Source organism: Streptomyces sp. NPDC058579, from assembly GCF_042718575.1.
GTDB lineage: Bacteria > Actinomycetota > Actinomycetes > Streptomycetales > Streptomycetaceae > Streptomyces.
Window position 1 is genome coordinate 73,944 of record NZ_JBHXPI010000016.1, and the last position, 23,753, is coordinate 97,696.

Annotated in this window: 20 protein-coding genes and 1 pseudogene; 9 read left to right on the plus strand and 12 right to left on the minus strand. The window is 71.5% G+C overall.

What is annotated here, in order from left to right; all coding sequences use genetic code 11:
- Positions 1-94: 94 nt before the first annotated feature.
- The 4 genes from ACFWRO_RS19985 to ACFWRO_RS20000 all read left to right on the plus strand — a co-directional run bounded on the left by ACFWRO_RS19985 (position 95) and on the right by ACFWRO_RS20000 (position 3,950).
- Entirely contained in the window at positions 95-322 is a 228-nt protein-coding gene (locus ACFWRO_RS19985) for a hypothetical protein (protein ID WP_384511972.1), read from the plus strand.
- 130 nt (positions 323-452) lie between these two features.
- Positions 453-1,289, plus strand: coding sequence for a hypothetical protein (locus ACFWRO_RS19990; RefSeq protein WP_384511974.1), 837 nt, complete (start codon positions 453-455; stop codon positions 1,287-1,289).
- Position 1,290: 1 nt separating this feature from the next.
- Entirely contained in the window at positions 1,291-3,183 is a 1,893-nt protein-coding gene (locus ACFWRO_RS19995) for a fumarate reductase/succinate dehydrogenase flavoprotein subunit (protein WP_384511976.1), read from the plus strand.
- On the plus strand, positions 3,180-3,950 hold the full coding sequence (locus ACFWRO_RS20000; RefSeq protein ID WP_384511978.1) for a succinate dehydrogenase/fumarate reductase iron-sulfur subunit: 771 nt from the start codon (positions 3,180-3,182) through the stop codon (positions 3,948-3,950). Before ACFWRO_RS19995 ends, ACFWRO_RS20000 begins: the two co-directional genes overlap by 4 nt.
- 14 nt (positions 3,951-3,964) lie before the next feature.
- On the opposite strand, the gene ACFWRO_RS20005 is transcribed toward ACFWRO_RS20000, so the two are convergent.
- Positions 3,965-4,984, minus strand: a complete 1,020-nt coding sequence (locus ACFWRO_RS20005; protein ID WP_384511980.1) for a hypothetical protein — start codon at positions 4,982-4,984, stop codon at positions 3,965-3,967.
- Positions 4,985-5,145: 161 nt separating this feature from the next.
- On the opposite strand from ACFWRO_RS20005, the gene ACFWRO_RS20010 reads away from it, so the two are divergent.
- Positions 5,146-7,227, plus strand: coding sequence for a TPM domain-containing protein (locus ACFWRO_RS20010; RefSeq protein WP_384512077.1), 2,082 nt, complete (start codon positions 5,146-5,148; stop codon positions 7,225-7,227).
- 47 nt (positions 7,228-7,274) lie between these two features.
- Entirely contained in the window at positions 7,275-7,982 is a 708-nt protein-coding gene (locus tag ACFWRO_RS20015; RefSeq protein WP_384511982.1) for a PspA/IM30 family protein, read from the plus strand.
- A gap of 83 nt (positions 7,983-8,065) precedes the next feature.
- Here the strand turns inward: ACFWRO_RS20015 and ACFWRO_RS20020 are convergent, their stop codons facing one another.
- The 6 genes from ACFWRO_RS20020 to ACFWRO_RS20045 form a co-directional block, all read right to left on the minus strand.
- On the minus strand, positions 8,066-10,645 hold the full coding sequence (locus ACFWRO_RS20020) for a SpoIIE family protein phosphatase (RefSeq protein ID WP_384511984.1): 2,580 nt from the start codon (positions 10,643-10,645) through the stop codon (positions 8,066-8,068).
- 147 nt (positions 10,646-10,792) lie between these two features.
- Positions 10,793-11,233, minus strand: a complete 441-nt coding sequence (locus ACFWRO_RS20025) for an ATP-binding protein (protein ID WP_384511986.1) — start codon at positions 11,231-11,233, stop codon at positions 10,793-10,795.
- Positions 11,234-11,376: 143 nt separating this feature from the next.
- The gene (locus ACFWRO_RS20030) at positions 11,377-11,820 is read right to left on the minus strand and encodes a (deoxy)nucleoside triphosphate pyrophosphohydrolase (RefSeq protein WP_362011037.1); all 444 of its coding nucleotides are present in this window, start codon (positions 11,818-11,820) and stop codon (positions 11,377-11,379) included.
- A 46-nt stretch (positions 11,821-11,866) separates the two neighbouring features.
- Positions 11,867-12,046 (minus strand): SPOR domain-containing protein, encoded by a 180-nt coding sequence (locus tag ACFWRO_RS20035; protein WP_362418113.1) that lies wholly within the window; start codon positions 12,044-12,046, stop codon positions 11,867-11,869.
- Between the two features lie 156 nt (positions 12,047-12,202).
- Complete coding sequence (locus tag ACFWRO_RS20040; RefSeq protein WP_384511989.1) at positions 12,203-13,942, minus strand: purine-cytosine permease family protein; 1,740 nt, start codon at positions 13,940-13,942, stop codon at positions 12,203-12,205.
- Positions 13,943-14,202: 260 nt separating this feature from the next.
- On the minus strand, positions 14,203-14,955 hold the full coding sequence (locus tag ACFWRO_RS20045) for a GntR family transcriptional regulator (RefSeq protein ID WP_362011032.1): 753 nt from the start codon (positions 14,953-14,955) through the stop codon (positions 14,203-14,205).
- A 225-nt stretch (positions 14,956-15,180) separates the two neighbouring features.
- On the opposite strand from ACFWRO_RS20045, the gene ACFWRO_RS20050 reads away from it, so the two are divergent.
- Entirely contained in the window at positions 15,181-16,572 is a 1,392-nt protein-coding gene (locus ACFWRO_RS20050; RefSeq protein ID WP_384511991.1) for a glycoside hydrolase family 18 protein, read from the plus strand.
- Positions 16,573-16,712: 140 nt separating this feature from the next.
- Here ACFWRO_RS20050 and ACFWRO_RS20055 read toward each other — a convergent pair whose 3' ends face one another.
- Entirely contained in the window at positions 16,713-18,005 is a 1,293-nt protein-coding gene (locus ACFWRO_RS20055; RefSeq protein WP_384511993.1) for a DUF4190 domain-containing protein, read from the minus strand.
- 94 nt (positions 18,006-18,099) lie between these two features.
- Between ACFWRO_RS20055 and ACFWRO_RS20060 the strand changes: the two genes are divergently transcribed.
- Positions 18,100-19,575 (plus strand): translation initiation factor 2, encoded by a 1,476-nt coding sequence (locus ACFWRO_RS20060; protein ID WP_384511995.1) that lies wholly within the window; start codon positions 18,100-18,102, stop codon positions 19,573-19,575.
- Positions 19,576-19,657: 82 nt separating this feature from the next.
- On the opposite strand, the gene ACFWRO_RS20065 is transcribed toward ACFWRO_RS20060, so the two are convergent.
- A complete protein-coding gene (locus ACFWRO_RS20065) occupies positions 19,658-20,761 on the minus strand; it encodes a proprotein convertase P-domain-containing protein (protein ID WP_384512079.1) in 1,104 nt (367 codons plus the stop codon).
- 187 nt (positions 20,762-20,948) lie between these two features.
- Here ACFWRO_RS20065 and ACFWRO_RS20070 point away from each other — a divergent pair, with 187 nt between their 5' ends.
- Positions 20,949-22,079 (plus strand): threonine synthase, encoded by a 1,131-nt coding sequence (locus ACFWRO_RS20070; protein WP_384511997.1) that lies wholly within the window; start codon positions 20,949-20,951, stop codon positions 22,077-22,079.
- Between the two features lie 6 nt (positions 22,080-22,085).
- On the opposite strand, the gene ACFWRO_RS20075 is transcribed toward ACFWRO_RS20070, so the two are convergent.
- The 3 genes and pseudogenes from ACFWRO_RS20075 to ACFWRO_RS20085 all read right to left on the minus strand — a co-directional run.
- A complete protein-coding gene (locus ACFWRO_RS20075) occupies positions 22,086-22,325 on the minus strand; it encodes a hypothetical protein (RefSeq protein WP_361668352.1) in 240 nt (79 codons plus the stop codon).
- Between the two features lie 30 nt (positions 22,326-22,355).
- Positions 22,356-23,144, minus strand: coding sequence for a hypothetical protein (locus ACFWRO_RS20080; RefSeq protein WP_384512085.1), 789 nt, complete (start codon positions 23,142-23,144; stop codon positions 22,356-22,358).
- A 276-nt stretch (positions 23,145-23,420) separates the two neighbouring features.
- Positions 23,421-23,651: pseudogene (locus tag ACFWRO_RS20085) on the minus strand (hypothetical protein); the annotation flags it as partial.
- Positions 23,652-23,753 lie beyond the last annotated feature (102 nt).

Sequence of the window (23,753 nt, forward strand, 5' to 3'; positions counted from 1 at the left end):
TCCCGTACACATGGCTTCACAAGCGGGGTGTGACACGCGACACTCTCCCCCCATCGCGTGTTCGCCACCGCACTCGCGGAAGTGAGGGCAATCCATGTCCCTTCAGGACGATTTGGCGGCCGTCAAGGGCTGCCTCGAAGATCTGGTCCGCACGGTCGGACAACTGGAACGCAGCATCGCGGCGGAGAAGGGCGTCACCTCGGAGCCGCCCCAGCGCCGCCCCGAGAACCTCGTGACGATCCCCGACACCCCCTACGACAGCGGGCTGTGGACGGACTCGGACGACGAGGGCCTGGGAGCACGCGACCGGCACGCGCCTTAGGAGATCCCGGAGCCAGGAGACCCGCTCGGATCCAGCAGATCCCGCTCGGATACCCAGCAGATCCCGCTCGGACCCGGGACATCCCGGCGCCAGGAGATCCCGGACCGATCCCGGACCCAGGAGACCGACCTTGGCCACAGGAACCGAACCGCCGTCCACCGGAAGGGGGGTGCGCGCCACCGGCGTGCACTCCCCTTCCCGTGCGGCCATCGCACCACGCCACCTCAGGACCGACCGCTGGTGGCTGGCGCCCGCCGCCACCGCCGCCGGGCTGCTCGCCTTCGTGGCGTACTCCACCTGGCGAGCCTTCGCCAACAGCGACTACTACGCGGCGCCCTACGTCTCGCCGTTCTACTCGCCCTGCCTCGCCGAGAACTGCGTCCCGATGAAGGGCGGCCCCAACTGGGAGATCTTCGGCAGCTGGTGGGGCCTCTCCCCCGCCCTGCTGATCCTGATCTTCCCGCTCGGCTTCCGGCTGACCTGCTACTACTACCGCAAGGCGTACTACCGGGGCTTCTGGGCCTCTCCCCCGGCCTGCGCGGTCGCCGAGCCGCACGCGACGTACACCGGCGAGACCCGTTTCCCGCTGATCCTGCAGAACGTCCACCGGTACTTCTTCTACACCGCGCTCCCGGTCGCCGCGATCCTCACGTACGACGCCGTGCTGACCTTCCGGGACTCCTCCTACGCGTGGGGCCACGCGGGGCTCGGGACCGTGATCTTCCTGGTCAACAGCGTTCTGATCTGGGCGTACACGCTCTCCTGCCACTCCTGCCGGCACATCGTCGGCGGGCGGCTCAAGCACTTCTCCCGGCACCCGGTGCGCTACCGCATGTGGAGCCTGGTCGGGCGCCTCAACACCCGTCACATGGTGCTCGCCTGGGCCTCCCTGGTCTCGGTCGCGGTCTGCGACCTGTACGTGTACCTGCTCGCCACCGGCACCTTCGACGACCCGAGGATCTTCTGACATGGCGCGAGTCGACCGGCAGCAGTGGGACGTGGTCGTGGTCGGCGCGGGCGGCGCCGGACTGCGCGCCGCGATCGAGGCGCGTGAGCGGGGCGCGCGGACGGCCGTCATCTGCAAGTCGCTGTTCGGCAAGGCCCATACGGTGATGGCCGAGGGCGGAATCGCCGCCTCCATGGCCAACGCCAACCCGCACGACAACTGGCAGGTCCACTTCCGCGACACCATGCGCGGCGGGAAGTTCCTCAACCAGTGGCGGATGGCGGAGCTGCACGCGCGCGAGGCGCCCGACCGGGTCTGGGAGCTGGAGACCTGGGGCGCCCTCTTCGACCGCACGCCGGACGGCCGGATCTCCCAGCGCAACTTCGGCGGCCACGAGTACCCGCGTCTCGCGCACGTCGGCGACCGGACCGGCCTGGAGCTGATCCGTACGCTCCAGCAGAAGACCGTCGCCCTCCAGCAGGAGGACTTCCGGGAGACCGGGGAGTACGAGTCCCGGCTCAAGGTCTTCCAGGAATGCACGGTCACCCAGGTCCTGCGGGACGAGTCCGGGCGGGTGGCGGGGGTGTTCTGCTACGAGCGGGAGACCGGCCGCTTCTTCGTCCTGGAGGCGCCGGCCGTGATCCTGGCCACCGGCGGGATCGGCAAGTCCTTCAAGGTGACGTCCAACTCCTGGGAGTACACGGGCGACGGGCACGCGCTCGCGCTGCTCGCGGGCGCGCCGCTGGTGAACATGGAGTTCGTGCAGTTCCACCCGACCGGGATGGTCTGGCCGCCGTCGGTGAAGGGGATCCTCGTCACCGAGTCGGTGCGCGGGGACGGGGGTGTGCTGCGCAACTCCGAGGGCAAGCGGTTCATGTTCGACTACATCCCCGACGTCTTCAAGGAGAAGTACGCGCAGACGGAGGAGGAGGGCGACCGCTGGTACGAGGACCCGGACGACAACCGGCGCCCGCCCGAGCTGCTGCCGCGCGACGAGGTGGCGCGGGCCATCAACTCCGAGGTGAAGGCGGGGCGCGGTTCGCCGCACGGCGGGGTGTTCCTGGACGTGTCGACCCGGATGCCGGCCGAGGTGATCAAGCGGCGGCTGCCCTCGATGTACCACCAGTTCAAGGAGCTGGCGGACGTCGACATCACGGCGGAGGCGATGGAGGTCGGGCCGACCTGCCACTACGTGATGGGCGGCGTCGCGGTCGACTCGGACACGGCGGCGACCGTGGGCGTGCCGGGGCTCTTCGCGGCGGGTGAGGTCGCGGGCGGGATGCACGGGTCCAACCGGCTCGGCGGCAACTCCCTCTCCGACCTGCTGGTCTTCGGGCGGCGCGCGGGATGGCACGCGGCGGAGTACGCGGCGTCCGCCCCTCGCTCGGCGGTCACGGAGGCGGGCGTCGAGGCGGCTGCCGTCGAGGCCCTGGCGCCGTTCGGCGCGGCCGAGGAGGCGTCCGCCGAGAACCCGTACACCCTCCACCAGGAGCTCCAGCAGACCATGAACGACCTCGTCGGGATCATCCGGCGGGAGGGCGAGATGGCCGAGGCCCTGGAGCGGATCGCCGAGCTGCGCGTCCGGGCGCGGCGGGCCGGGGTCGAGGGGCACCGGCAGTTCAACCCGGGCTGGCACCTGGCGCTCGACCTGCGGAACATGCTGCTCGTGAGCGAGTGCGTGGCCCGCGCGGCGCTGGAGCGGACCGAGAGCCGGGGCGGGCACACCCGGGAGGACTACCCGTCGATGGAGCGGGTGTGGCGGCCGGTGAACCTGCTCTGCCACCCGGCTCGTACGGGGGACGACGGCATCGCGCTCGAACGGACACGTACGGAACCCATCCGTCCGGACCTCCTCGCGCTGTTCGAGAAGGAGGAGCTGGTCAAGTACCTCGCCGAGGAGGAGCTGTACGAGTGAGTACCTATGACGCGCACTTCAGGGTGTGGCGGGGCGACGCCGACGGCGGGGAGCTGACGGACTTCACGGTCGAGGTGCACGACGGCGAGGTGGTCCTCGACATCGTGCACCGGCTGCAGGCGACCCAGGCCCCGGACCTCGCCGTGCGGTGGAACTGCAAGGCGGGCAAGTGCGGTTCGTGCTCCGCCGAGGTCAACGGGCGGCCGCGGCTGCTGTGCATGACCCGGATGTCGACCTTCGACCGCGCCGAGACGCTCACGATCACCCCGCTGCGGGCCTTCCCCGTGGTGCGGGACCTGGTGACGGACGTGTCCTTCAACTACGCGAAGGCGCGGGAGATCCCGGCCTTCGTGCCGCCGGAGGGGGTGGCTCCGGGCGAGTACCGGATGCGGCAGCTGGATGTGGAGCGCTCGCAGGAGTTCCGCAAGTGCATCGAGTGCTTCCTGTGCCAGGACACCTGTCATGTGGTGCGTGACCACGAGGAGAACAAGACGGCGTTCGCCGGGCCGCGCTTCCTGATGCGGGTCGCGGAGCTGGACATGCACCCCCTGGACGCGGCGGCCGAGACCGGGCTCGACCGGAAGCGGACGGCGCAGGAGGAGCACGGGCTCGGCTACTGCAACATCACCAAGTGCTGCACGGAGGTGTGCCCGGAGGGGATCAAGATCACCGACAACGCCCTGATCCCCCTGAAGGAACGGGTCGTGGACCGCTCGTACGACCCGCTGGTGTGGCTGGGCAACAAGATCCGTCGGCGCGGGGCGTAGGGCCCGGCGGTCCGTCAGTGCCAGTCGCGGCGGTAGGACGCCCAGTCCTCCTCCTTCGCGGCGAAGTCGACGTAGAGCGCGACCCCGAACCGCTCGCGGTCGTGGTCCGTACGGCCCAGGCCGAGCCTGGTGCCGCGGATCGCGGCCGCGACGGTCTCGGCCGAGTCGTGGTGGCCGAGGTCGTCCTCGTGGAAGAACGGCAGGCCCATCAGCAGGTCGGTCGTCTCGGGCGTCACCTCCAGGGCGAGGCTCGTCTGCTGGGCCACGTACCCGCCGTACATGCCCTCCAGCGGCATCCAGGTGTCGTACGACATGACGGCTATCTGGTCGACCCGGCGGGCGACCTGGCCGAAGAACTCCTGCGACCACCACTTCTCGCTGCCGCTGACCGCGCCGTTCACCGAGTGCAGGGCGGGCAGGGGGTCGATCTGGTGGGCGGCGACGGAGAGCGGGGCCTTGCGGGCCCTGGTCAGCTCGCCGAGGTCGTCGAGGAGGGACAGATAGTGCGTGTCGTCGGAAAGCAGCGGCTCCAGGTCGAAGTGGACCCCGTCGAAGCCGGCGTCGAGGATCTGGCGGGCCGAGCCCACGACGGCGGCCCGTGAGGCCGCGTCCTCCAGGCGCAGCCCCTCGGGGCCCTCGGTGGCCAGGATGTCGCCGAGCCAGGCGTGCACCCGTATGCCGGGCATCGTCCGGTGGACGGCGTCGATCAGCCACGCGGCGCGGGGGTAGCGCGCGGCGGGCAGGGTGCCGTCGTGCTCCAGCGGGCCCGCGTGGACGTACAGGTCCCGTATCCCCGTCCCCTTGATCCGCGCGGCGAAGGCGGCGAGGTCGGCGTCCTTCTTCCGGCCGTCGACCCAGGCGTGGCCCAGCCAGATCGCGTCCTTGCCCCGCGTCTTCGTCCCCTCGCGGAGGTCTCCCGTGTAATTGAGGCGCAGCGCGACCGCGCTGCCCGCCGTCGGCAGGACCAGGAGCAGGGCCAGGCCGAGCGCGACCCAGCGCCCCCGCCGCCACCATCGTCGTACGCGACCGTCCACCCGAGCCCCCAAGATCGTGTTCGTTACGTGAGCACCACCGTAGCGGCGGCTACCGACAGTGACGCAGGCCTGTGGAGAATGGTTTCCGCCCGGTCGCGAGCGGACAGATCGGGACATAGCCTCCCCATGTGACGCGAACAGCCACCCGAGCCCTTCTCGCGATGCTGGTGGCGGCGTGGTGGCTGGTCGTGCCGGCCGTTCACGGCGCCCGGGCCGACGACCCCGTCGTCCTCTCCCGCGACGGGCAGATCACCGACAAGGTGGGTGCGCTGGGCGACCGCCGCGGCGCGGTCGCCCAGGCCCTCGACCAGCTCTACGACGACCGCCGGGTGCAGCTCTTCGTCGTGTACGTACGGGACTTCTCCGGGCGCTCGGGCCAGAGCTGGGCCGACGCCACGGCCCAGCGCAACGGGCTCGGCGTCGACGACGTCCTGCTCGCGGTGGCAACCCATGACCGGCAGTACGGCTACTCCGCCGACCCGGACTCCCGGTTCACGACGCCCCAGCTCGACGACGTCGCCCGGACCGCGATCGAGCCCGCGCTGCGGCAGAACGACTGGGCGGGCGCCGCGATCGGCGCGGCGAACGGCTACGACGCCGTGCTCGCCGGACAGCCCGTGCCCACGCCCACGATCACACCGGGCCCCGCCGATCCCGGCGGCGCGGCGGCCGACGGCACATCGGGGACCGACCTGGTCCTCCCCGTCGTCCTCGTCGGCGGAGCCGGAGGCGTCGCGGCGTACGCCTGGACCCGCCGCCGGCGCCGTACCGGTGGCGGTGGCGGTGGCGGGGCCACGAAGCCGCAGGCCGGGCAGGGCTGGGGCGCTCCGAAGGAACCCGCGCAGCTCACGCTGGAGGAGCTGGACAAGCAGGCGCGGCAGGCGCTCGTCGACACCGACGACGCCGTCCGCACCAGCCAGGAGGAACTCGGCTTCGCGACCGCCCAGTTCGGCGAGGAGGCCGCCCGCCCGTTCACCGACGCGGTGGCCTTCGCGAAGGAGGAGCTGACGGCCGCGTTCCGGCTGCGGCAGAAACTCGACGACGCCTTCCCCGAGGACGACGCGACCCGCCGCTCGATGCTGGACGAGATCGTCCGGCGCTGCGACGAGGCGAACGCCCGGCTCGACGCCGAGTCCGAGGACTTCGACCGGCTCCGGGCCCTGGAGCAGAACGCCCCCGACGCGCTGGCCCACGCGGAGGCCGCCTTCCGCGAGCAGACCGGCCGGGTCGTCACGGCGGAGGCGGCGCTGACCGCGATGCGGGAACGGTACGCCGAGTCGGCCGCCTCCCCCGTCGCCGGCGACGTGGAACAGGCGAAGGACCGGCTGGTGTTCGCGACCACGCACCTGAACCAGGCGCGGCAGGCCGTCGACTCCGGCGACAACGGTACGGCGGCGGTCCACATCCGGGCGGCCGAGGGCGCCGTCGACCAGGCGGCCCGGCTGAGCGAGGCGGTGGACCGGCGGGCGAAGGAGCTGGCCGAGGCCGTGGGCAAGCTGCCGACCGCGCTGTCCGAGACCGAGGCGGACCTCGCCGACGCCCGCGGCCTGCTCCAAGGCACCGCCGAGGGCGTCTCCACCGCCGACCTCCAGGGCCGCATCGCCCGGGCGGAGTCGGTCGTCGCCGACGTACACAGGACGGTCGAGGCGGGCCGCTACGACCCGCTCGACGCGCTGCGCCGGGTCGAGGAGGCCGACGCGGTGCTCGACGAGGCGCTGGCCGGCGCACGGGAGCGCGAGTCGGGCACGCGGCGCGCCCGCGCGCTCCTCGATCAGGCGATGCTCACCGCCCGTTCCGCGATCGGAGCGGCCGCCGACTACATCACGACGCACCGCGGCGCCGTGGGCAGCGAGGCCAGGACCCGCCTGGCGGAGGCCCAGCGGCGGCTGGAGAAGGCCAGGGCGCTCGCGGACGCCGAGGACCCGCAGTCCGCGCTCGCCGAGGCCCAGCAGGCGGACGGGCTGGCCCGGCGCGCGCAGGAGCTCGCCGAGCAGGACGTCCGTACATATGGGAACCCGAACGGCCTGGGCGGTGTAACAGGAGTGGGAGGTGGCGGCGGCGGGCTCGGTGGAGCGGTGCTCGGCGGCATCATCCTCGGCGGACTGTTCGGCGGAGGAAGGGGAGGCGGGGGACATGGCGGGGGATTCGGTGGAGGTTTCGGCGGGGGCGGGTTCGGTGGCGGACCCGGCAGTTTCGGTGGCGGCGGGACCCGCGGCCGGCTGGGCGGCGGCGGCCGTTTCTGACCCTTTCAGTCCCCTGTTCAGTCCCCTGGTGTTCAAGGAGAAGGACCATGAGCAAGCAGACCATCCTGGGCCGTGTCACCCAGCTGGCGAAGGCCAACATCAACGCCCTGCTGGACCAGGCCGAGGACCCGCAGAAGATGCTGGACCAGCTGATCCGCGACTACAGCAACAACATCTCGGAGGCCGAGCAGGCGGTCGCGACGACGATCGGCAATCTGCGGCTGATGGAGCAGGACCACCAGGAGGACGTGGGCGCGGCGAAGGGGTGGGGCGAGAAGGCGCTGGCGTCGAGCAGGAAGGCGGACGAGCTGCGGGCCGCCGGGCAGACGGCCGAGGCGGACCGGTTCGACCAGCTGGCGAAGGTCGCGCTGGGGCGGCAGCTCCAGTCGGAGAAGGAGGCCGCCACGGCCGAGCCGACGATCGCGGCGCAGACCGAGGTGGTGGAGAAGCTCAAGAGCGGGCTCGACCAGATGAAGGCCAAGCTGGGCGAGCTCCAGTCGAAGCGCGACGAGCTGGTGGCCCGCGCCAAGTCCGCGCAGGCGCAGAACACGATGATGGACGCCGTGAAGAACATCGACGTGCTGGACCCGACGAGCGAGCTGAACCGCTTCGAGGACAAGGTCCGGCGCGAGGAGGCGAAGGCGATGGGCAAGCAGGAGCTGGCCGCGTCCTCGCTGGACGCCCAGTTCGAGCAGCTGGACACGCTCGGCGACAGCGCGGAGATCGAGGCCCGGCTCGCCGCGCTGAAGAAGTAGCCGGCGGGCGGCGGGGCCCGGGGGCACGGAGCCTGTGGAACCGCGCCCGCCGGTGGGTGCGTCGCTGGTGCCGGTGCCGGCGGTCAGAACATGCTCAGGAGCTGCTCCACGGTGGGCTCCGCGGTTCCCTCGCCGTCCGGCAGGGGCAGTTCGAACCAGACGGTCTTGCCCCGGGGGGTGCGGCGCGATCCCCAGGCGGCGCTGAGGAGTCCGACCAGCTGCAGTCCGCGCCCGCCCTCGTCGGTGTCGCGGGCGCGGCGGCGTCTCGGCTGGACGAGCCCGGAGTCCCAGACCTCGCACACCAGGGTCCGGTCGCGCAGCAGCCGGAGCCTGATCTCGCCCTCGCCGTAGCGCAGGGCGTTGGTGACCAGTTCGCTGACGAGCAGCTCGACGGTGTCCACGAGCGCTTCGAGGTCCCAGGCGGCGAGCTGGGCGCGGGCCAGTTCACGGGCCCGGCCGACCGAGCGGGGTTCCCTGGGCAGCCGCCAGTCCCCCACCGCCTCGGACTGCAGTCCCTGGATACGGGCCATCAGGAGGGCGATGTCGTCCTCGCCGTGCCCGGTGTGAAGGGTGGTCAGGACACGGTCGCAGACGTCTTCGAGGGGCAGGGCCGTGTCCGTGAACGCGCCGCGGAAGGCGGTCAGACCCTCGTCCAGGGGATGGTCGCGGGACTCGACGAGACCGTCGGTGTAGAGGGCGAGCAGGGAGCCCTCGGGCAGCTCGACCTCGACCTCCTCGAAGGGCTCACCGCCGACGCCGAGCGGCATCCCCGGGGGCACGTCGAGCAGCAGGGCCTTCTCGCCCGGTTCGACGAGGACCGGCGGAAGGTGGCCGGCGCTGGCGAAGGTGCAGCGCCGGGTGACCGGGTCGTAGACGGCGTAGACGCAGGTGGCGAGGTAGACCTCGGAGAGTTCCGGCCCCCGGGTCTTGTGGGCGCGGGCGCTCTGCTGGGCGCCCGCAGGGGCGCCGAGGCCGCGGGCGATCTCGTCGAGGTGGGAGAGCACCTCGGCGGGTTCGAGGTCGAGCTGGGCCAGGGTACGGACGGCGGTGCGCAGTTCGCCCATGGCGACGGCGGCGCGCAGACCGCGGCCCATGACGTCGCCGATGACCAGGGCGGTGCGGTGGCCGGGGAGTTCGATGACGTCGAACCAGTCGCCGCCGACCTCGGTGGCGGTGGTGCCGGGGAGGTAGCGGCAGGCGATGTCGAGGCCGGCGGCCTCGGGGTCTCCGGGCGGGAGCAGGCTGCGCTGCAGGATCAGGGCCCGCTCGTGTTCGCGGCGGTAGAGGCGGGCGTTGTCGATGCAGACCGCCGCGCGGGCGGCCAGTTCGACGGCGAGCGCCCGGTCCCGCTCCCCGAAGGGCTCGCTGCCCTTGGTCCGGGAGAACTGCACGAGGCCGACGACGGTGTCGTGGGCGACCATCGGCACGACGAGGGTGGACTGGACGAGTCCGCCGTCGCGGCCCGGTACGGCCCGTACGCGGCCGGTGCGGAGCGCTCCGGCGCAGGGCGAGTTGAACGGGTAGCGGTGGACGGAGCCGACCTCGACGGGTCCCGTGCCGCAACAGCCGCCGCTCGCGTCGGAGTCGACCGTGGCCTCGGGGCTCCTGAGCGGGGTGTCGGACACGGCGCTGGCGAAGGCGACCCGGCGCAGCTCGGCGCTGCCCGCTCCGTAGCCGACGTCGTGGGAGCTCCCCCACCGTCCGGGCGGGGCCTCGTCGCCGGTCAGCAGGCCCTGGTAGAGGTCGACGGAGGCGAGGTCGCAGAAGCCGGGCACGGCCACGTCGAGCAGCTCGCGGGCGGTGGCCTCCAGGTCGAGGGAGTTGCCGATGCGGGCGCCGGCCTCGTTGAGCAGGGCGAGGTTGCGGCGGGCGCTGGCCGCCTCGCGGGCCGCGCTGTGGCGGCGGGTCACGTCGATGCCGAGGCCGGCGACGCCGACGGCCCGGCCGGAGCCGCTGTGCACGCGGTAGAGGTTGATCGACCAGTGGCGCCGCTCGGTGGAACCGGGCGGGGCGCCGACGATCTGCAGCTCGGTGACGGACTCGCCGGTCTCCAGGACCCGCTGGAGCGCGGCGGTCATCCGCTCGGCCTCGGGCCGCGAGAGGTAGTCGTGGACGGTACGGCCCCGGTGGTCGTCGGCCGAGCCGCCGAAGACCGTGGCGAAGCGCTGATTGGCCCGCTGCACGGTGAGGTCGGTACCGAAGAGGAGAAAGCCGAAGGGGGATTGGCCGAAAATCGCCTGCGACGCGGCGAGGTCGGTCTCTATGTGCCGCAGCGCCCGCACGTCCACGACGATGCAGAGCGCGGCCCGTTCACCGGTCGGCGTCTGGCTCGGCATGACGTACATCTCGGCGATGCCCTCGCGCCGGTTCTGCCCGGGGATCCGGAACGGGACGAGGCCCGTCCACTCCCTGCCGTCGAGGATCTCCGCGACCCGGCTACGACCACGGTCTCGCAGGTCGGCGGGCATGAAGGCCTCGACCGGGTCCTTGCCGACGGCCTCGTCGGCAGGCACGCCGAAGAGGTCCACGGCCCGCCTGCTCCACTGGTCGACGAGCCCGTCGGGCCCTATCGAGAAGGAGGCGACCCGGATGTAGTCATAGATCGAGCCGGGCGGGCTGCTCTGCCACACGACGCCGCTCGCCGACTCAGGTATCTCGCTCACGCGACCGTCCCCTCCAGCTCACCGCACCGGACCGGCCATGCCCGCAGTATTCAGCACTACGGCCCCCGACGGCACGACGTTCACGATCACAGGCTGGTCTCGTTCATTTCCGGCCGAGACGATGGTGATCGTTGTCCCTCCCCTCTCTTAACCCGGCAGGGCCAGCTCGAACCACACTGTCTTGCCCGATCTGCCCTTTCGGGTGCCCCAGCGCTGTGCGGAACAAGCCACGAGCTGGAGTCCCCGGCCGCCCTCGTCGTCGGGTCCCGCGGGCCGCTCGGTGGGCGGATCCGGAAGCGGATCGGAGACCTCCACGAGCAGGGCGGGGCGGTGGGCGTCGTCGGCGGGGCCGTGGGCGGGGCCGTCCGGGTCGGGCTGGAGGTGGACGAGCCGGACGCCGATCGGGCCGGAGGCGTACCGCAGGGAGTTGGTCACCAGCTCGCTGACCAGCAGGACGGTGACATCACCGACCGCCGCGTCGATCCGCCAGCTCCGCAGCGTGTCGCGCACCGCGTGACGGGCGGTGCGCACGGCATTGGCCTCCGCCGGGAAATGCCACTCGACGCAGTCGCCTTCGGTGTCGATCACGCCCGATCACTTCCCCAGCCCATCACCAGAAGGGAGGTCCACGTCCTTTTTCGGGGGGTTAATCAGCACATACCCGATATTCGGGGCGGGATATCGCGGCGGAGGGCTCAGTGGGCGCACGGTGGCACGAACGGCGTAGAGCCTCAGCCGCGCGCTCCGTCGGCGGCGCCGGACGGCCAGCGCAGCCCGGCCTCGGCGACGGCGGGGCGGTCCTGGTCGAGCCAGTCGACGGAGTCCAGCTCGTGGCGGGCCAGCCAGCGGAGTTCGTCGTGGTCCTCCAGCGGGCGGGGTTCGCCGGAGAGCAGCCGGGCCGTCCACACCTGGAGGACGTATCCGGGCTTCAGCGGCCACTCGCCGGGGATGCGCTCGCCGGGCTCGGTCTCGACACCGAGTTCCTCGCGCAATTCGCGGACCAGGGCTTCCTCGGGGCGCTCCCCCGGCTCCAGCTTGCCGCCGGGCAGTTCCCAACGGCCGGCGAGCTCGGCGGGGGCGCTGCGGCGCGCGGCCAGCAGGCGCCCCCGGTCGTACAGGGCTCCGGCGACCACGACCACGTGGTCGGCCACGTGGTCGGACGTGCTCTCTGTCATGGACCGGAGCGTAACCCGCGCGGGTCGGAGCGCGGGCCGGTGCGGGTCAGACCGCCGGCTGGCCGATGCGTTCCACCCAGTAGAGCTGCTTGTGCCCCCGGTCGTCGAGGCTGTCGGCCACCTGTTGCGCCTCGTCCCTCGTCGCGTACCGCCCGACCCGATAGCGGTTGCCGTTGTCGTCCTGCCGTATGACCAGCCAGGGCAGGACAGGGCCGCTGTCGGTCATCGGGCTTCTCCCTCCGCCGGTCCGGTCGTCTCTTTGGATCTCCCTGAAATGGCAATCCGCATATGCCCGACCCTACGCCTGACCTTTACACAGCGGATACGGGTTTTCACAAAGAGGTACGGATCCGGCCGGGAAACGACGGAGGGAGGCCGAAGATCAGAGCTTCGGGGCGGCCTGCGGGACGGTCGGCACCGGCATCAGAACCGGGCCGGCGACCCCGGGGTCCTTGCGGCAGACGTCGCCGCACTCGGCGTCGAGTGAGCAGCACAGCGAGCAGATCGGCCCGGACTGGACGGGGCAGTCGGCGATGTCCGGCAGCTCGTACGCCGTCTCGCAGACCGCGCAGGTGTGGGTGGCCGTCACGTCCGCGACGTCGACGTCCGGCCCTCCCCCAGAGCCTTCGGCCTGGGGGTGCCCCCAGACCGGATTCGGGCGGGCCAGGTAGTAGCGGCCCTTGGTGGCCCAGGCGATCAGGGGGCAGAGGACCAGCGCGAGACCGGCGGCGATGAAGGTCGAGAAGGCCTGCGCGTACGCACCGAAAAGACCGAAGAAGGCGAGGATCGAGACGGTCGAGGCGACCACCATGGCCCCGAAGCCGGCCGGGTTCACGGAGTAGAGGTAGGCCCGCTTGAACTCGATGTACGGCGGGCTCCAGCCGGCCCGCTTGTTGATGACGAGGTCGGCGGCGACGGCGGCGATCCAGGCGATGCCGACGTTGGAGTAGAAGCCGAGCAGCTTGCCCAGGGCCGCGAACATGTTCATCTCCATCAGCGTCAGCGCGATGGCGAGGTTGAGGAAGATGTACCAGACGCGGCCGGGGTGCTTGTGGGTGACGCGGGAGAAGAAGTTCGACCAGGACAGCGAGCCGCTGTAGGCGTTGGTCACATTGATCTTGACCTGCGAGACGATCACGAACAGGGCGGCGGCGGGCAGGGCGAAGGTGCCGAGCCAGGGCTTGAGCGCCTCGATCTGCGGGGCGATCGGCTCCAGGGCGTGGGTCTTGCCGACGGCCTCCAGGGCGACGAAGGCGAGGAACGCGCCGCCGAGCTGCTTGGCCGCGCCGATGATCACCCAGCCGGGTCCTGCGGCGAGGACGGCGAGGTTCCAGCGCCGCTTGTTGGCCTCGGTCTTCGCGGGCATGAAGCGCAGATAGTCGGCCTGCTCGCCGATCTGGGCGATGAGCGAGAGCGCGACGCCCGTGCCGAGGCCGAAGCCGATCCAGGAGAAGCCCGAACCGGCCCCTTCCGTACCGCCGAAGGAGGCGAAGGCGCCCCAGGCGTCCGGGGCCTCGAAGGCGAGCACGAGGAAGGGCAGCACCATGCCGACGATCCAGATCGGCTGGGTCCAGGCCTGCACCTTGGCGAGGGCGCCCATGCCGCGGAAGACGATCGGGATCACGATGAGGGTCGTGACCAGATAGCCGATCTCGACCGGAAGGCCGACGGCCTGGTGCATGGCCTGGGCCATGATCGAGCCTTCGAGCGCGAAGAAGATGAAGGTGAAGGAGGCGTAGATGAGGGAGGTGAGGGTGGAGCCGAAGTAGCCGAAGCCCGCGCCCCGGGTCACCAGGTCCATGTCCAGGCCGTACGTCGCGCAGGCCCTGGCGATCGGGATGCCGGTGAGGAAGATGATCGCCGCGGCGGTGAGGATCGAGGCGAAGCCGCTCGTGAAGCCGTAGGTGAAGACGATCGAGGCGCCGATGGCGAAGTCGGCGAGATAGGCGATGCCGCCGAGCGCCGTGCCGGCCACCATCGAGGGCGACCAGCGGCGGAAGGAGTGCGGCGCGTAGCGCAGCGAGTAGTCCTCGCGGCTCTCGTCGGCGGCCAGCTTGGCGTAACTGCGGCGGGGTGGCGGCGCGGCAGCCGGGGTCTCGGCTGGGGTGACCGTATCCGTCATGAGAGTTCCTGTCGTCCGACCGGTGTGCGGGTACGGACGAGCAAGGTAGGAGCGGGGCGTGACGGCGTGGGTCAGCACGCGGTTGCCAGGCGGTTACGGGAGTTGACGGCTCGTAAACTCCCGGCAACGCGGCCCGGACGACCCCATCCGACCAGCGGTCGCGAAGTCTCCGACAGCCGGGCGGGCTGTCAGCGCACTTGTAGGACAGGTGGCGGCCGAGCGGGTCAGCGCACCGGCAGGACAGGTGGTGGCCGAGCGAATCAGCGCACCGGCAGGTGATACGCGATGCGGTAGCGGTCGGCCGGGACCACGACGTCGGCGGTCTCCACCGCGCGCCCCGAGGCGTAGTACGTCCGCTCCACGACCATCACCACGTGCCCCGGGACGCCGCCGAGCGCAAGGAGCTCCTCCGCGAGCCCCGGGCGGGCCCCGACCTCCTCCACCACGTTGTCCACGACCACGTCGATCGCCGCCATCCGCTCCACGACCCCGCAGCCGCCGAGCGGCCCCTCCTCGGGCAGCATCACCGGCGTCCGCCCCGTGACCGCGAGCGGCTCCCAGGAGGTGGAGAGCATCATCGGCTCGCCCGCGTCCCGGTACACGTACCGCGTGCGCATCACGCGCTCGCCGGGTTCGATCCCGAGCCGGGCGGCCACCGCGGCGCTCGCGAGGTCCTGCTCGCTGCTGGACTCCCAGGTGCCGCGCGCCCCGTCGGCGGCCTGCTCCTGGCGGAAGGGGTTGGCGCCGGACGGCGGGCGGTAGCCGGAGCGGGCGATCCGGCGCGGCACAGGCCGCTCGCGGACATAGGTCCCCGAACCCGAGCGGCCCTCGACGAGCCCCTCGGCCATCAGCACCTTGCGGGCCTCCAGGGCCACGGTGTCCGAGACCCCGTACTCCTCCCGGATGCGTGCCTGCGAGGGGAGACGGGTATGCGGCGGAAGCGAGCCGTTGGCGATCTTCTTCCGGAGATCGCTCGCCACGCGCAAATAGGCGGGCTGCTCACCGAACGTCACAGGACACTCCCCTCAGGTTGACGGACAGCTACAGACTGACAACCCTCGGTGGCCACCCGCAAGCATGGGCCAAAGTTTCACTCGAAGTGATGACTTACCTTTACGCCTGCGCTTACCGCAGGTATAGCCGCGCGAGACCTTGACGTAAATGGTCCAGACCAATAACTTCAGCCGCGCACCGCTGAGCACCGCTCCCTTCCGGCACACGCACAGGAAACGAGCCTCATGCGTCGAACTACCCTTGCCCGGCTGACGATCGCCGCCCTCTCCCTCGGCCTCGTGGCCGGCCTCGCCCCCGCCGCGGGCGCCGATCCCGCGTCGTCACGCGGCGACGACGACCGCACGTCGCACAACGCAGCGTCGAGCACGGCGTCGAGCCCCGCGTACAAGCGGGTCGGCTACTTCACCCAATGGGGCGTCTACGGACGGAACTTCCAGGTCAAGGACCTGGAGACCAGTGGCACCGCGGCCAAACTCAGCCACATCAACTACGCCTTCGGCAACGTGAGTCCGGACGGCAAGTGCTTCACCGGCAACACGCCGGGCGAGGCCGACGCGTGGGCCGACTACGTCCGCCCGCTCGACGCGGCGGGCTCGGTGGACGGCGTCGGCGACACCGCCGACCAGCCCCTCGCCGGCAACTTCAACCAGCTGCGCGAGCTCAAGGCGAAGCACCCGGGCCTCAAGGTCCTGATCTCGCTGGGCGGTTGGAGCTGGTCCACCCACTTCTCCGACGCGGCCCGCACCCCCGCCTCCCGCAAGGCCTTCGTCGCGTCCTGCATCGATCTCCACATCAAGGGCAACCTGCCCACCGACGGCGCCCGTGGCGGCGCGGGAGCCGCCGCGGGTCTCTTCGACGGCATCGACCTCGACTGGGAGTGGCCGGCCTCCGCGGGCGACGTCGACACCGTGTTCCGCCCGGAGGACAAGCAGAACTTCACCGCGCTCGTACGGGAGTTCCGCACCCAGCTCGACGCGTACGAGAAGGAGCGGCAGCGGGAGCGCGGCGGCAAGCGCAAGCACTACGAGCTGACCGCCTTCGTCCCCACCGCACCCGCCAAGATCGACGCGGGCTTCGAAGTCCCCAAGATCATGCGGGACCTCGACTTCGTCAACCTCCAGGGCTACGACTTCCACGGCCCCTGGGAGTCCACCACCGCCCAGCAGTCCGCGCTCTTCGCCAAGTCCGGCGACTTCAGCGTCGACCAGACCGTCAACGACTGGCTGCGGCGCGGCGCGCCCGCCCGCAAGCTCGTGGTGGGCATGCCGTTCTACGGCCAGGGCTGGACGGGCGTCTCGGGCGGCGGCACCGGCCTCGGCAGGCCCGCGACCGGCCCCGCCCCGGCCACCTGGGCGAACGGCTACGAGGACTACAAGGTCCTGAAGAAGCTCGCGGACTCGGGGACGTACAAGGTCCACAGGGACTGGCGGAACGGCCACGCCTGGCTCTTCGACGGCACCAACCTGTGGACGTACGACGACCCGTGGGTGCTCGGCACCAAGTCGGCGTACGTACGGGCGAAGGGCCTCGGCGGCGCGATGTTCTGGTCCCTCGACGGGGACACCCCCGACGGCGAACTGATCACGACCGTCGACCGCGTCCTCGGCCGCCGCTAGCGGACGGCGCTGGCGGACGGCGCTGGCGGACGGCGCTGGACGGCGCGCTGATTCGGGGCCGGGACTCCTCTCCGGGAGTCCCGGCCCCGTCACGTACACCGGTCCACGGCGGCCCTTCCGGCCATCAGGCTTTCCGGCCTTCAGGCCGAGGAGCCGGCCTCCGGTGCGGACGACGGGGAAGGCGTCGATGCCAGCCTCAGGGTCGCGCGTGCCTGGGACTCCGAGTCCCAGAAGGTGTCGTCGTACGCCCGGTCGTAGTGCTCCCAAAAGACGTCCTCGTCGGCCGACTTCGCCAGCTTGTCCCACTGCTTCGCGGACGCCTCCAGCTCCTTGACGAGCTTGTCGACGTCGGTCGTGGCGGCCGCCGGCCAGGAGTGGTTCTTCAGGCCGCGGCTCGCGGTGGTGATGGCCCCGTGGACCTGGCCCGCCCAGACCTTGTTGGCGGCCAGATCCTCGTCCGCGTCGGCCTCCGGCTCCTTGCTCAGGACGTCGTCGATCCGGTTCATGGTGGTGAGGAAGTGGAGCTGGTCGGCGTCGAGGGTGGTCTTGTCGGCGCGCAGCGACCCCTTCATCGGCTCGCCGCCGTCGACGGCGAACGCGCAGGTCACGGTGCGGTCGCCGACCCGCCAGCTGTCGCGGCTCGGCATGTAGTAGAAGTCGTAGATCTCCTCGGGGAAGGCCCAGCTGTCGAGCGCGTACGCGTTGCCGATGTCGCCGCAGCGCTTCGTGGCGATGTCGTCGATGGAGGTCTCGCCCGGCCACTTGGTGAAGCCGGTGAGCTTGAAGCCGCCGGTGACCTCGCCCTCGTGCGGCTTCGCGCAGTCGACCACCTCGACCTCGGAGGTATCCGCCTCCAGCTTGCCGTCGACGTTGTAGCACTGGCCCGTACGCAGCGAGAACGTGGACTCCGCCCGTGCCGCCTCGTCCACCCCCTTCTGGAAGCCGCGCCACGCGTCGCCGAGGGCCCCGGAGACGAGGCCGATGACTATGAGGAGGCAGCTGAGGGAGGACAGGACGATGCCGGCGACGGCGAGCCCCTTGCCCGTCTGGTCCCTCTTCTTGATCTGCGGGAGGGCTATCAGGCCGAAGATCAGGCCGAGGGGCGGGAGGCAGCAGACGATGCCGGAGACGAGCGACGCGATGGCGAGGCCGTTGGTGGTGCGTTGCGGCGGTATCCCGTAGGGGCCGGGGGCGGTGGGCCCGGGGACGGTGGGCCCGGCGGCACCGGGGCCGTAGGGCCCGTACGGGCCGTAGGGGCCGGAGGTGTACGGACCGGGAGCCGCGGGGGCGGGCCAGCTCTGGCGGGGCGGCTGGGCTTCCTGGGACCCCTGGGACCCCTGGGATCCCTGGGGTCCCTGGGATTCCCGGGGAGGCTGGGGAGGCAGGGAATCCCTGGGAGGCGGGGAATCCTGGGGAGGCTGGGAGGGCTCCACTAGTACGGTGCTCCTGTAGCGGCGGGGTGGTACGAACGTGCGATCGGGCGGGCGCGCGCATCGTACGTGGTGGAGGGGCGGGGGCGGTACACGCATGACAGCGACGACGACCGAAGAACCGGGGAGCGCGGCCCTGAGGGGCCTTGCCGTCAACCCGGCCACCCCTGTCGACCTCCTCCTGCGGCTGCTGGAACCGCCCTACGAGGCGGCCTGGTCCGCCCTCTGCCGGTGGCGCCGGGACCTGCCCCCGGAGGTCGTGGACGCGATCGTCGCGCATCCGCACCCACGCGCGCGTGGAGCGCTCGCGCGCAACCCGCACGTCCCCGGGGAGGTGCGGGGACGGGTCGTCGACGACGAGCACTGGCTCGTCCGGGCGGGCCTGGCGGACGGCCCGGGCCAGGACGTCTGGCCGCGGTACCTGCCGGACCACGTCATCGAGCGGATGTACACGACGTACGAGGGCCAGGAGCTCCAGTCGCTGGTCTTCTCCCGCCAGGTGCCGTCCCGCTTCCGCCTCGGGCTCGCGACCCACCCCGACCCCGCGCTCCGCGTGTACGGGACCGATGCCTGGCGCGAGCTGTCCGAGGAACGCCGGGCGGCCCTGCTCGACGACCCCGACCCCGACGTGCGCGCCTCCGCCGAGCGGACGCGGGCGCGGCGGGCGGAGGAGGACGACGCCGCGGAGATGGAGCGGCAGCTGCGCGCCATGCCCGGCCACCGTTCGCACGCCCGCAACCACATCCTCGTCAACTGCCGCCTCTCCCGGGCCGTCGTGGACGAGCTGCTGAAGGAGCGCGAGGACGACGACCTGTGGTGCCTCGCGTACAACTACAGCACTCCGCCGGACGTCGTCGCGCACGTGGCCCGCGTCGGCGACCCCAAGACCCGGCGGGAGGTCGCCTGGCGGAAGGACCTCCCGCGCGACCTGGTGGACCTCCTCGCGCGCGACCCGGACCCCGGCGTCCGTACCGCCGTCTCCGTACGCCCCGAACTGACCGAGGACGAACGGGCCGCCATCGACTACGTCGTCGAGCCGCACGAGGTCGTCCAGGTGGGCCAGGATCCGTACGGGGCGCCGCTCGCGCACGCCCGGTCGGCGCACCCCTGGCTGCGCCGCCGGGTCGCCCACAACCCGGAGCTGCCGGCCGAACTCGTCGAGCTGCTCGCCGCCGACGAGGACCCGGGCGTACGGATCGTCCTCGCGCAGCACCACCCCGAGGCGCCCGCCGAACTGCTCCTGCGCTGCTATCTGGAGTACACCGGGCTGAACCGCGACCGGCTGCTCGGCCTCCCGCGCTTCCCGGTCGCCGGGCTCGGCGCGCGCTTCGGGACCGCCGAGGACCCCGCCGTACTCCTGCTGGCCACGCTGGACCCGGAGGCGGACCCGGCCCTCGTCGACGCGCTCACCCGGGACCCGGACGCACGCGTGCGTGCAGGGGCGGCCCGCAACCCCGCCCTTCCGCTCAAGCGGCTTCTTCAACTCCTTGAAGACGAGGAGCTGTCGGGGGATGCGGCGGCGAACCTGGCACTCCCCAGGGAGACGATGTACGCGCTCATCGACTCCGCCTGACAAGGACGAAGGGGCGGTCGCCGAGCCCGGCGACCGCCCCTCATGCACTACCGACTGGAACTACAGGTGTTGCTCAGACAGCTCAGAACTGCAGCGCCCAGGAGTCGATCTTCCCGGTGTCGATGTTCGCGTTGTCCGTGACCCGCAGCTTCCACGTGCCGTTCGCGACCTCCGAGGAGGCGTTGACGGTGTACGTGGTGTTGATGTTGTCGGAGCTGCCGCCGGTGCCGAACGCCTTCAGCGTGTACGCGGTGCCGTCGGGGGCGATCAGCTGAACCTGAAGGTCACCGATGTACGTGTGAACGATGTTCACAGGCACCTGGAGCGCGGAGGGCGCGTTGCCCGCGACGCCGGTGACGGTGACCGGGGACTCGACGGTCGAGTTGTCGGCGATGGCGAAGTCCGCGGTGTTCTCGAACTTCTTGCCGGGCGGCGGGGTGGTGCCGCCGCCACCGACGAAGAGCAGCCGGTTCGGGGAGCCGGTGCCGGGGCTGCCGACCACGTTCGGGGTGGCGGCGCTGGTCAGGGCCGTCGACACCTGGGCCGGCGTGGCCGACGGGTTGTCCGCGAGGTAGACGGCGGCGGCGCCCGCGACGTGCGTGCCGTGGCCGTGGCCGTCCTGGGCCACGTTGTCGTTGTCGATGGCGTCGTAGCCGTTGAACGCCCGGCCGCCGAAGTCGCTGTGCGAGATGCGGACACCGGTGTCGATGATGTACGCCGTCACGCCCTGGCCCGCGCTGTCCGGGTAGGTGTAGCTCTGGTTCAGCGGGAGGGCCCGCTGGTCGATCCGGTCCAGGCCCCAGGACGGCGGGGAGGGCTGCGTACCGTCGACCGTGAAGACACGGTTCTGCACGACGGAGGCGACCGCCGGGTCGCCGGCGAGCTTCTTCGCCTGCGCCTCGGAGAGCTCGACGTTGTAGCCGTTCAGCGCGGCGGTGTACGTCTTCTTGATCGTCGCGCCGTGCTTGGCCGCGACCGCCCGGCCCTTCGAGGTCTCCGCCGGGGCGGACTCCTTCAGGGTCACGATGTAGCTGCCCGCGATCGTCCCGGGGGCCCCGGCGTTCTGGATCACGCCTTCGGGAGCGGCCTCGGCCGCGGTGGCCGGGAAGGTGGCGGCGGTGCCGAGAGCCAGGGCGGCGACGGCTATGGCGCTGGCCGCGGCGAGTCTGCGCCGCGAGTCACGCATCACTGACATGTGAGGGATCCTCCTCATAGGTGGTGCGCTGCTGTGGGGGTATGACAGGCGCATGACAAAGCGACATGAGATGTCCACGCCGTTTCGCACATCCGGCTGCCGAGCGAAAGATTGACGGATCCATAGGAATCACACAAGAGTCCCGAGCGCCCCGTAACACGTGTGCCACACAGCTGCCATGCTGGCGCGCATGACGGCCTACGTGTGCCCCCGATGCCGGATTCACGCCCCCGCCGACGCCCTCACCTGGTGCTGTCCGCGGTGCCGGGGCCCGTGGGATCTCGAATTCACGAGCGCCCCGGTTTCACTCACGTCCCTTGCGTCACGCGTGAATTCACTGTGGCGTTACAAGGAGGCACTGCCGCTGGCGACGGAATCGCCGCGCGTGTCACTGGGGGAAGGCCGCACTCCGCTGATCCCCCTCACGGAAGACGTCTCGGCCAAACTCGACTTCCTCATGCCGACGCTGTCCTTCAAGGACCGGGGCGCGGTCATGCTGGCCGAACTGGCCCGCCGGCTCGATCCGGAACGCGTCCTCGCCGACAGCAGCGGCAACGCGGGCACGGCGATCGCCGCGTACTGCGCGCGCGCGGGCCTCGATTGCGTCGTATACGTACCGGAGGGCACGTCGGCGAAGAAGCTGGAGCAGATCCGGGCGCACGGAGCACGGCTGACCGTCGTGCCGGGCGACCGCGAGGCGACAGCACGCGCAGCACGCGATGCGGCTTCCGAACCGGGCACCTTCTACGCCTCGCACGTGTACAACCCGCACTTCCTGCACGGTACGAAGACGTACGTGTACGAGCTCTGGGAGGACCTCGGCGGCCGCCTCCCGGACACCCTCGTCGTCCCGGTCGGCAACGGCACGCTCCTGCTGGGCGCGGCGCTGGCCGTGGAGGAGCTGTACGGCCACGGCCTCGTCGACCGGCGCCCCACCCTGATCGCCGTACAGGCGGAGGCGGTTGCTCCGCTGGCGCGGGCGTACGAGGCGGGCGCGGAGGAACTCCTGTCCCCCGCCCCGGTCCGCCCCACCCTCGCCGAGGGCATCGCGATCCCGAACCCGCCCCGCGCGGCCCAGATCCTGCGCGCGGTCCGCGCGACAGGTGGCACCTTCCTGACCGTGACGGAGGACCAACTCCACTCCGCCCAGGTGGACCTGGCGCGCCGCGGCCTCTTCGTCGAGTCGACGGGCGTGGCCTGCTGGGCGGCGCTCCGCGCGTCGCCCCGGCGGGAGGGGCTGACGGTGGTGCCGCTGTGCGGGGCGGGGGCGAAGACGGGGCTGAGCCCTGCCCGCACGGGCAGTCCCTAGGGGTGTCTAGTCCAGCGCTTCGGTCGTCCCGTCCGGGTGGATGAGCAGACGGATCGCGCCGCCGTACCGGTCGTCGGTGATGGAGGCCGCGGCCGGGGCGCCGAACTGCTGGGCGCGCTGCTGGAGGATCGAGATGACGACCTCCTGGATGTCGCCGTACGGCGGCGCGGTGACGGGAACTCCGTCGATCAGGCCCGCGTTGGGAGAGAAGATGCGGACTTCGGCCGCCGGGGGCGTGGGCTGCACGACAGGGTTCCTTTCGGGTCGGGAGGGTGCTCAGGAGTGCGCGGCGAGTGGGTGCTCGGGGTCCATGGTGTACGTACCCCGGGACACGCGCCGCAGCCGCCCGGACTTGACCATGGCGGACAGGACGTTGCTGATCGACTTCGCCGACTCCTGGAAGACCTCCGGGGGCAGCGCGAGAAGAACGTCGCGGGCCGTGAACGGACCGGGGAAGGACGCGACGGCGCGGTCCACGGCCTGGCGCAGGCTCGTGGTGGCCGGGAAGGGACGTACCACCGCGTCGCCGGTGTCCACGGCGCGCAGACGCGGGACGGCGGTGACGGTGGCCGGCGCGGCAGCCTCGTACGCCTCTATGCGGACGGCGAGTTCACGCAGGGCGATCCGCAGGTCGGCCGGCGTCGTTCCGTCGGTGCGGTCCGGGCCGTCGAGGACCGACATGACGGCCTCGATGCGGACGATCGACTCCGAGACCCTCCGCAGCAGAGGCTCGAAGAGGTCCTGACGCAGCGCGGTGATCGGGTCGCTGGTCGCGAGCTCGACGCTGACCGAGCCGACGAGACCGGTGTCCGCCGGCAGGCGGGACGCGCCGTCACCGTTCTCGGCGCGCCAGGTCTCCAGGCAGCGCCGCGCGCGCCGGCAGGCCTCGGCCAGCTCGGGCGAAAGACCGGCGGACGGCACGTGCGCCAGCATCCCGGCGAGCTGCTCGGTGGCTTCGACGGCGGGGAGCGCGGCGTGCAGCAGCGGCGCGAGGACGCCCTTGCGCACGGCGAGAACGGGATCGTCGAGAGCGAAGGTGATCCGTTCGCCTGCCGGAACCGCCATGGATACCTCTGCTACGTGGTGTGTCTTCTGGGGTGGAATCACGGGCCGGGGACCTGAGCGGGCGGGCCGGCGCGTGGGCCGGGCCGGGTGACCGGCAGCGCGCTGTGGCGCGAACGCGTCGAGTACGGCGGCGAGTTCAGCGGCTCGGTGCCGGAGGTCGACGGGCGCGGTCAGGTCCCCCTGCGGCGTACCGATGCCGAGCCGGCGACGGATGAGCCGCCGGTCCTGCTCGGTGGTCCCGGCGAGGTACCCGCCCGGATCCGGGCGGAGGACGGCGTCGCGCAGGCACTCCTGGCGGAGCGGGCAGGAGGCGCACAGCTGCCGCGCCGCGTGAGCGAGCGCCTGGGCCCGGCGGCCCTGCAGGGGCAGCTCGGCGGCGGCGACGGGCGGGTTCTCCAGAAGGGGATGGCGGAAAATGTCCGGTCGGCGGTGGCAGGGCAGGGAAGCGGCGCCTGCGCCGGTGGATATGGATGGTGAGGGAAGGGTCCTGCGAGCGGTTGTGACCATGAAAGTGCCCCCCGTGGCAATTTTTGATACCTGGGGACTCTAGAGCAGTGCAAATGGCGACCGCAAAGCTGTTCCAAACCGTAACCGAGTTGCTCCAAACCT

Coding starts and splice junctions, on each gene's coding strand:
- ACFWRO_RS19985 (WP_384511972.1), top strand. CDS start 95: ATGTCCCTTCAGGACGATTTGGCGGCCGTCAAGGGCTGCCTCGAAGAT.
- ACFWRO_RS19995 (WP_384511976.1), top strand. CDS start 1,291: ATGGCGCGAGTCGACCGGCAGCAGTGGGACGTGGTCGTGGTCGGCGCG.
- ACFWRO_RS20010 (WP_384512077.1), top strand. CDS start 5,146: ATGCTGGTGGCGGCGTGGTGGCTGGTCGTGCCGGCCGTTCACGGCGCC.
- ACFWRO_RS20015 (WP_384511982.1), top strand. CDS start 7,275: ATGAGCAAGCAGACCATCCTGGGCCGTGTCACCCAGCTGGCGAAGGCC.
- ACFWRO_RS20030 (WP_362011037.1), bottom strand. CDS start 11,820: ATGACAGAGAGCACGTCCGACCACGTGGCCGACCACGTGGTCGTGGTC.
- ACFWRO_RS20035 (WP_362418113.1), bottom strand. CDS start 12,046: ATGACCGACAGCGGCCCTGTCCTGCCCTGGCTGGTCATACGGCAGGAC.
- ACFWRO_RS20040 (WP_384511989.1), bottom strand. CDS start 13,942: ATGACGGATACGGTCACCCCAGCCGAGACCCCGGCTGCCGCGCCGCCA.
- ACFWRO_RS20050 (WP_384511991.1), top strand. CDS start 15,181: ATGCGTCGAACTACCCTTGCCCGGCTGACGATCGCCGCCCTCTCCCTC.
- ACFWRO_RS20060 (WP_384511995.1), top strand. CDS start 18,100: ATGACAGCGACGACGACCGAAGAACCGGGGAGCGCGGCCCTGAGGGGC.
- ACFWRO_RS20065 (WP_384512079.1), bottom strand. CDS start 20,761: ATGCGTGACTCGCGGCGCAGACTCGCCGCGGCCAGCGCCATAGCCGTC.
- ACFWRO_RS20070 (WP_384511997.1), top strand. CDS start 20,949: ATGCTGGCGCGCATGACGGCCTACGTGTGCCCCCGATGCCGGATTCAC.
- ACFWRO_RS20080 (WP_384512085.1), bottom strand. CDS start 23,144: ATGGCGGTTCCGGCAGGCGAACGGATCACCTTCGCTCTCGACGATCCC.